This is a genomic window from Gordonia sp. 852002-10350_SCH5691597 (assembly GCF_001665715.1).
In the GTDB taxonomy this organism is placed as follows: Bacteria; Actinomycetota; Actinomycetes; order Mycobacteriales; family Mycobacteriaceae; genus Gordonia; species Gordonia sputi.
This window is the reverse complement of sequence record NZ_LZMO01000220.1, coordinates 1-8,014: the sequence shown is the minus strand read 5'-3', so window position 1 is coordinate 8,014 and position 8,014 is coordinate 1. Positions and strand designations below refer to the sequence as shown.

8 protein-coding genes are annotated in these 8,014 nt (G+C 65.5%); 3 read left to right on the top strand and 5 right to left on the bottom strand.

All coding sequences use genetic code 11. From position 1 onward, the window contains the following. Positions 1–306, top strand: a 306-nt coding sequence (locus A5777_RS16175; protein WP_197502398.1) for an OpcA/G6PD domain-containing protein, incomplete at its 5' end; no start/stop codon positions are given. Further along, positions 303–1,055, top strand: coding sequence for a 6-phosphogluconolactonase (gene pgl, locus A5777_RS16170; RefSeq protein WP_064863429.1), 753 nt, complete (start codon positions 303–305; stop codon positions 1,053–1,055). The genes A5777_RS16175 and pgl, both read left to right, overlap by 4 nt. Positions 1,056–1,159: 104 nt before the next feature. Here the strand turns inward: pgl and A5777_RS16165 are convergent, their stop codons facing one another. Then, the gene (locus A5777_RS16165) at positions 1,160–1,786 is read right to left on the bottom strand and encodes a TetR/AcrR family transcriptional regulator (protein ID WP_231895092.1); all 627 of its coding nucleotides are present in this window, start codon (positions 1,784–1,786) and stop codon (positions 1,160–1,162) included. 91 nt (positions 1,787–1,877) lie between these two features. Between A5777_RS16165 and A5777_RS16160 the strand changes: the two genes are divergently transcribed. Then, positions 1,878–3,239, top strand: coding sequence for a glycosyltransferase (locus A5777_RS16160; RefSeq protein WP_064863427.1), 1,362 nt, complete (start codon positions 1,878–1,880; stop codon positions 3,237–3,239). Here the strand turns inward: A5777_RS16160 and ppc are convergent. From ppc to A5777_RS16140, 4 genes are all read right to left on the bottom strand, one after another. Next, positions 3,236–6,070, bottom strand: a complete 2,835-nt coding sequence (gene ppc / locus A5777_RS16155; RefSeq protein WP_064863426.1) for a phosphoenolpyruvate carboxylase — start codon at positions 6,068–6,070, stop codon at positions 3,236–3,238. The two genes, A5777_RS16160 and ppc, sit on opposite strands and share 4 nt — an antisense overlap. A 172-nt stretch (positions 6,071–6,242) precedes the next feature. Next, complete coding sequence (gene secG, locus A5777_RS16150) at positions 6,243–6,476, bottom strand: preprotein translocase subunit SecG (protein WP_005202741.1); 234 nt, start codon at positions 6,474–6,476, stop codon at positions 6,243–6,245. 149 nt (positions 6,477–6,625) lie between these two features. Beyond that, the gene (gene tpiA, locus A5777_RS16145; RefSeq protein ID WP_005202739.1) at positions 6,626–7,414 is read right to left on the bottom strand and encodes a triose-phosphate isomerase; all 789 of its coding nucleotides are present in this window, start codon (positions 7,412–7,414) and stop codon (positions 6,626–6,628) included. Next, on the bottom strand, positions 7,414–8,014 hold a 601-nt coding region (locus A5777_RS16140), incomplete at its 5' end, for a phosphoglycerate kinase (RefSeq protein WP_082933706.1). The genes A5777_RS16140 and tpiA, both read right to left, overlap by 1 nt.

The following is an 8,014-nucleotide window of genomic DNA, read 5'->3' as shown; positions in this document are numbered from 1 at the left end:
ATCTCACCGAGCGTCGATCTGCTTGCGGGATGGCTTCTTTCGACTCTCGGCGTACCCACGCAGCGGAAGATCGGCAGCTTCGAGGTGCGGTTGCACCGCGACGAGGGCACCACGGTCATGTCCGTCGACCAGAACGGCAACGCAGTACTCAGCGCCCCGGGCAAACCCGACGGCCGTGTGGCGATGATGCACCGTGACCTGCCGATCTGCCTGGCAGAGGAGTTGCGCCGACTCGACACCGACGACATGTACGAACTCGCCCTGCGCGGCGCAGTGGAACTACAGGCACAGGGAGCGCCGGTATGACGACAGAGACCCTCGTGTTCGACGACCGCGACATGCTGACCACCACGGCGGCAACGCGATTCGTCGACATCGTGTCGCGTGCGCAGGCCGAGCGCGGCATCGCGTCGGTGGTGCTGACCGGAGGGAGCAATGGAATCGGCATCCTGCGGGCCCTCGCGCCGGGAGGTCAGGTCGACACGAGCCCACTGGACTGGTCGCGCATCGACTTCTATTGGGGCGACGAACGATTCGTCGCGAGCGACGATCCCGAGCGCAACGTCGGGCAGGCCACCGACGCGCTCCTCGCGCATGTGCCCGTCGATCCGGCCCGTGTGCATCCCGTTGCGGCGTCGGACGGACCGTTCGGCAACGACATCGACGCTGCCGCACTGGATTACGCGGCCGTCCTCGCGGCAAACGCGGACAACGGCGTCTCCCCCGCTTTCGATCTCCACCTACTAGGGATGGGCGGCGAAGGTCACATCAACTCGCTCTTCCCACACACCGACGCGACCGCGGAGAACGTGCGGACAGTGGTTCCGGTGGAGAACTCGCCGAAGCCACCCCCGCGTCGGATCACGTTGACCTTCCCGGCGCTGAATCGATCGTCGGCGGTGTGGTTCCTGGTGTCCGGCGCCGACAAGGCCGACGCCGTGGCCGCCGCACATTCGGGGGCGTCACGCGACGACTGGCCGTGTGCGGGTGCGCACGGAACTTCGGAGACGGTGTGGTTTCTCGACGACGCGGCGGCGGGCAAACTCTCCGTCTAGCGTGCAGGTCTTCTCGTCCGGTCAGGTCAGGTGTCCGCGAGGATCGGCTTCATCGCAGAAGAACGCCTCCCATAATCCGAGCACCGGAGTACCGTGCGCGGTGATCACGCGGGCCGGTCGAGGTGCGCCCGGATGCTCGTCAGCAGCCACTGCGCGTAGTCCTCGGCACTCCAGCCGTTACGGATCACGAAGTAGTGGAACGATTCCGGGTCGGTCAGATGTGTCAGGATCACGGCGAATCGTGCTCGCTCCCCCTCCGACACAAGGCCGCGCGCCACGAACACGTGACTGCCGACGTCGATCTCGGCAGCCCTGGCCGCCTCGGAACGGCGCAGTGCCGCCCTGATCGCCGGATCGGCATCACCCGCGAGGAGCGCGGTGTGCCATAGCCGCGCGATGCGCGAGTGCCCGTCGGCCAGGAATCGGGTGTAGCGACCGAGCGCGACGTCGTTGTCCGGCTCGGCGAAGATGTCGCGCACTTCGGCCTGTTCGGCGAACAACTCGCCCTCCGCGCCCATGAACTCGCTCTCGAGGACCGCCGCCATCAGCTCCGCCTTCACGCCTGTGGCATGGACCGTGTGGAGCGACACCCCGGCACGACTTGCGATCTCCTTGATCGACGTGGCCGTGTATCCCTGTTCGCCGAAGAGATCGCGCGCCGCAGCGAGTACGTGTGCGCGCGTTGCGGCCGCTCGCCCACTGCGCAGCTGCGACTCGTATTTGCGTGCCACCTGTTGCACCTCGGTTCTCGTGCGGTTACATTGCTCATATTAACCAGAATTCGAATCTGGTGAAATTTTGAGCAGCCTCCGGAGGCCGACGATGAGTCACTATCTTCTCGCGAGCACTCCCCTCGTCGGCCATGTGGCACCGCTCGTCGCGGTTGCTCGTGACCTGACTGCACGCGGCCACGAGGTGACGATGCTGACCGGATCACGGTTCGCCCCCTCGATCCGCGTTGCCGGCGCCCAACCTCTTCCGCTTGCCGGCGTCGCCGATTTCGACGAGCGCGAACTCGACACCTATCTGCCCGACGCCGACCGATATCACGGCATCGGTCTGTCCCGGTATCAACTGACCCAGACCTTCGTCCGTCCGATGCCCGAGCAGTGGCGTGGTCTTCGGGCGGCTCTCGACGCCACCCCGGTCGACGCGATTCTGGTGGACAACTTCTTCCTCGGCGCGCTGCCACTCCTCGTCGGACAGCGCAGGCAGCGTCCGCCCGTACTGGCGGTCGGAGTCGGCCCGTTGGCGCAGTTCAGTCGCAACACCGCACCCCCCAACTCCGGATTCGCCCCGTCGTGGTCGCACGCGGGGATGCTCCGCAACCGGGCGATGAACTCCTTCGCGCGGAGAGTCCTCTTCCGATCGCTGCAGCGATACGCGATCGGACTGTACAGCGAGATGACCGAATCTCCTGTGCCGCCCGGGTTCCCGTTCGTTCTCGACGTCGCGGCATCGTTCGATTCCTACCTGCATCTCGGACCACGCGAGTTCGAATACCCCCTGGACGACCTGTTGCCGACCGTGCGCTTCGTCGGGCCGATCGACACGAGCAGCTCGATTCCCGCCCCGGAGATGCCGAGCTGGTGGAACGACGTCGACAAGAGTCGACCGATCATCCACGTCACACAGGGAACCCTCGCCAACTCCGACTTCGACACGCTCGTACGCCCAGCGGCCATGGCCCTGGCCGACATGAACGTGACGGTCGTGGCCAGCACGGGTGGGCGCCCTGTCGAAACGCTCGGGCAACTACCGGACAACTGCCGCGCCGCCGAGTTCCTCCCCTACGACCAGCTGCTACCCGCGACGTCGACAATCATCTCCAACGGCGGATATGGCACGGTCATGCTGGCGCACGCACATGGTGTACCAGCTGTGATCGCCCCCGGCGCCGAAGACAAACCCGAGGTTGCGGCGCGTGTTGCGTTCCACGGCACGGGGATCGACCTTCGCACCGGCACTCCGACGCACTCACAGATACGCGACGCAGTGGCCCGCGTACTCGACGACAGCAGCTACCGGCAGGCCGCTGCCACGCTCTCCTCCGCACTGTCGCAGTACGCCCCACTCGAGTCGATCGCACACGCGCTCGAGCACCCGTCGAGGCATGACCACCCCGTCGGAGGACGGTCGCGCCTGTGCACGAGCCGGGCCGGGCTACGCGCCGCCAGGCGCTAGCCGCTGTTGCGCAGCGCCGTCGCCAGACCGTTCATCGTGAGCTGGATGCCACGTCGGACCCGCGGGCTGTCGTCGCCTGCACGGAACCGCCGCAGCAGTTCCAACTGGAGCAGATTCAACGGCTCGAGATACGGGAATCGGTTGTACACCGAACGCTTCAGTGCGGCGTTGTCGGCGAGAAGATCATCGGTACCGGTGATCTTCGCGTACATCGCGAGGGTGCGCTCGTGCTCGTCGACGATCATCCCGAATACCTTGTCGCGCAACGCTTCATCCGGCACGAGCTGCGCGTAGCGGTGCGCGAGACCCATATCCGATTTGGCGAGCACCTGCGCCATGTTCGACATCACCGTGCGGAAGAACGGCCACTTCTCGTAGTAGCGGTGCAGGGTCTCGAGGCGCTGCGGGTCGTCGCCGACCCACTGCTCGAAGGCCGAGCCGGTCCCGTACCAACCCGGCAGCATCACGCGTGACTGCGTCCACGACAGCACCCACGGAATGGCGCGCAGGTCGGAGATCTTCTCGGTCTGCTTGCGCGACGCGGGGCGACTGCCGATGTTGAGTGCCCCGATCTCAGACAGCGGGGTCGACGTGGTGAAGTACTCGACGAACCCGGGCGTCTCGTGCACGAGCTTCGAATACGCGGCGCGAGCGAGCGCCGCCACCTCGTCCATGTTCTGGTACGCCTGCTCCGATTCGTCACCGAGACCCTCGACGTCGAGCAACGACGACTCGATGGTCGCCGCCAGAAGCGTCTCCAGATTGCGTTCGGCAACAACGGGTTCGGCGTACTTGGCGGCGATGATCTCGCCCTGCTCGGTGATGCGCAGCGAACCCTGGACCGCGCCCGGCGGTTGCGCAAGGATGGCGTCGTAGCTCGGACCGCCACCACGACCGACCGTCCCGCCTCGTCCGTGGAACAGACGAAGACGGATACCCGCCTTCTTGGCCGCCTCGACCAGGTCGAGCTCGCCGCGGTACAGCGCCCAGTTGGCAGCCATGTAGCCGCCGTCCTTGTTCGAATCCGAGTACCCGAGCATGACCTCCTGCATCCCCGCCTGCGAATCGACGAGGTCGCGGTAGAACGGCAGATCGAGCGCGGCGAGCAGGGTTTCCGCACCCTGCTGGAGGTCTTCGATGGTCTCGAACAGCGGGACGATCCGCACCGTCGAGACCAGCTTGCCGTCGTCGTCGATATCGATCAGGCCTGCCTCTTTGAGCAGGATCATCGGCTCCAACATGTCGCTGACCGACGTACACATGGAGATGACGTAATTCGGTATGGACTGCGGGCCGAATGCCGCGACGGCGGCTGCAGCAGCGCGAACGATATCGAGTTCCTTGCGTGCGAGCTCCGAGAGGTCCGAATCGGGCCTGGTGAGCGGACGGCGGGCCTGCAGCTCCGCCGACAGCACCGCAACGCGATCCTCCTCGGACAACGACAAGTAGTCGGGTGTGGCGCCCGCCCACGCCAGCAGCTCGGCGATGACCTCTTCGTGCATATCGGAGTTCTGCCGCATGTCCAGACCCGACAGATTGAATCCGAACGTCCGGACGCCCTCACGCAGGCGAAGCAGCCGATCGTCGGCGATGGCCTCATCACGATTCTCGCGGAGCGCTTCGTCGACGACGTCGAGATCGGCGAGGAGTTCGGCCGAATCGGCATACGGCGGCTTGCCGTCGATGAGGTCGAGATCCTCCTTCTGCAGCACGTCCGGGCCGAACAACGCCTCAGCTGTCGCGACCAGTCGAGCACGAATGTGCTTGAGCGCCAACCTGAATGGCTCGTCGGTTGCCGGGTCGTCGGCATCGACGCCCGCGAGTTCGACGAGCCGTCCGCTGGTCTCGATCAACCGCGCCGACATGCTCAGCTCCTGACGCAGCAGCCGCAGTTCGGACAGGTGGTGTCCGATCGCGGTGCGCGCCGCAAGAGACGTCGCCAAGCTGACGACCTCGCCGGTGACGTAGGGATTGCCGTCGCGGTCGCCACCGATCCACGAACCCATCCGCAGGATCGGCTCGTCGGAGAGACCGGCATCGGGATACGCCGCCTGCAGCGTCGACCGCACCGACGTATTGATCTTCGGTACGACGTCGAAGAACGAGGCGTCGTAGTAACGCAGACCCGACCGGATCTCGTCCTGGATGGTGAGCCGTTCGAGGCGGATGAGCGCCGTCTGCCACAGGGTGAGGATCTGACGCTCGATCGCCTCGATGACCTCGGTGTCCTCGTCGGCGGTGAGGTCGGTGCGACCGCGGAAGCGCATGAGCTCGGTGATGCGGTTCTGCGCGTCGAAGACCGTGCGGCGTCGGGTCTCGGTCGGATGGGCGGTGATCACCGGGACGACCGTCGCGTCGGCGAGCGCCGCTCCCACCTGGGCGTCGGACAGGTCGGCGGCCGCGAGCTTCGCGTAGGTGGCGGCGAGGCTGCTGTCCTGCGGAGGATCGCCCGCGCGCACGTGAATGGCACGACGACGCTCGCGGTGGATGTCCTCGGCGAGATTCGCCAACAGCGCGAAGTTGCCGAATGCACGGATGACCGGCATCGCGGTGTCGATGTCGAGATCGGTGAACATGTCGGCGAGCTCGTCGCGGTCGATCTCCGCACGTCGGATTCGGAAAGCAGCGACGCGCGCAGCTTCGACCAGATCGAAGACCTCGTCACCCGCGTGCTCTCTGATCGCATCGCCGAGTAGGCCGCCGAGCAACCGGATGTCCTCACGCAACGGTTCGGTGAGGGCTCGCCCCTCGTCGTCAACGGAGATCAGATCATCGATGGACGTCGATGGACGCCAGGCCGGGGCACCGTGGGACGGATCGGTTGAGGTCATGTCCTCAAGTATTCAGGTATTCAGCGAACGGGGCATCTCGACGCGAACCGAACACGACAGACCAGACACAGCACAAGAAGGGGCCGACAGCACAACTTGGGCAGACACAGCACGGGGGCCGCGCACAGTGCGCGGCCCCCGTGCTGAAAGTGTCAGAAGTACGTGATCTTGGTCAGGAGTACTTGATGTCGAGTTCGACGCCGATGATGAGGATGAACCACACCAGGCCGACGAAGACCGTCAACCGGTCGAGATTGCGCTCGACAACGCTCGAACCCGACAGACTCGACTGCACGCCGCCGCCGAACAGCGAGGACAGGCCACCGCCCTTGCCGCGATGCAGCAGCACGAGGACGACCAGCAGAACACTGGTCACGATCAGACCGATTTCGAGCGCGAGCTTCATCCGGTGAGCATTCCTGTTTCGTCGTGTACGGCAGAGGGCAGGTTGGCCTCGTTGCACACATGAGCGCGCATGACGAAACCAACCTGCCACATTCTACGCGTCGGGAGCTATGACCCCGCGAGCGACCCACGGCGTGTGGGCACCACCCCTCAGGGCAGTGGACCACCTGCCGCGATGGCCGAGAGCGTTGCGAAATCGTCGGCCTTCAGCGATGCACCGCCGACAAGTGCGCCGTCGACGTCGGGCTGTGCCCCGAGGTCGCCGACATTCTTGGCGTTGACGGAGCCGCCGTAGAGCACACGGACCGTCGCCGCGGTGGCCTCGTCGGCCAGTTCCGCAAGCGCACCGCGAACCGCGCCACACACCTCTTGGGCGTCCTGCGCACTGGCAACACGGCCGGTGCCGATCGCCCAGACCGGTTCGTAGGCGACGACGACCTTGCCGATCTCCTCGGCCGAGAGACCTGCCAACGACGCCTTGAGCTGTTCGACGTTGTGCGAGACCTGGTTTCCGGCCTCACGGACGTCGAGGTGCTCGCCGATGCACACGATGGGGGTCAGCCCGTGACGCAGCGCCGCCTTGGTCTTGGCCAACACCACCTCGTCGGTCTCACCGTGCAGGGTCCGACGCTCGGAGTGCCCGACGATGACGAAGGTGCAGCCGAGCTTCGCGAGGAACGCTCCGCTGATCTCGCCGGTGTAGGCACCCGAATCGTGCTCAGACAGATCCTGCGCACCGTAGGTGAGCAGCAACTTGTCGCCGTCGACGACGGTCTGCACGCTGCGGATGTCGGTGAACGGTGGGATCACCGTCACGTCGACCTTCTCGAAGTACTTCGCCGGCAGCGCGAACGCGATCTTCTGCACCAGGGCGATCGCCTCGAGATGGTTGAGATTCATCTTCCAGTTGCCCGCGATGAGCGGTTTACGAGCAGCCATCAGTCCTCCAGCACCTTCAGACCCGGAAGCTCCTTGCCTTCGAGGAACTCCAACGACGCGCCGCCACCCGTCGAGATGTGCGAGAAGCCCTCTTCCGGCAGCCCGAGCGTGCGCACGGCAGCAGCCGAGTCGCCACCGCCGACGACGCTGAACGCGCCGTTGTTGGTCGCGGTGATGATCGCCTCGGCCACACCCTTGGTGCCCGCGGCGAACTTCGGGAACTCGAACACGCCCATCGGGCCGTTCCAGAAGATGGTCTTGGCCCCGGTCAGCACCGCGGCGAAGCGGTTGACCGACTCAGGCCCGATGTCGAGGCCCATCCACTCGTCGGGGATGTCCTCGACCGAGACGGTGTCGGACTCGGCATCGGCGGCGAACTTGTCGCCGACGACGACGTCGACCGGAAGGTGGATGACGTCGGCGAACCGGTCGAGCAGGTCTTTGCAGACGTCGATCTGATCTTCCTGCAGCAGCGACTTACCGACCGAATGTCCTTGCGCGGCAAGGAAAGTGAACGCCATACCGCCGCCGATGACCAGGGTGTCGACCTTGGGGGCCAGCGATTCGATCACGCCGAGCTTGTCCGACACCTTCGAGCCA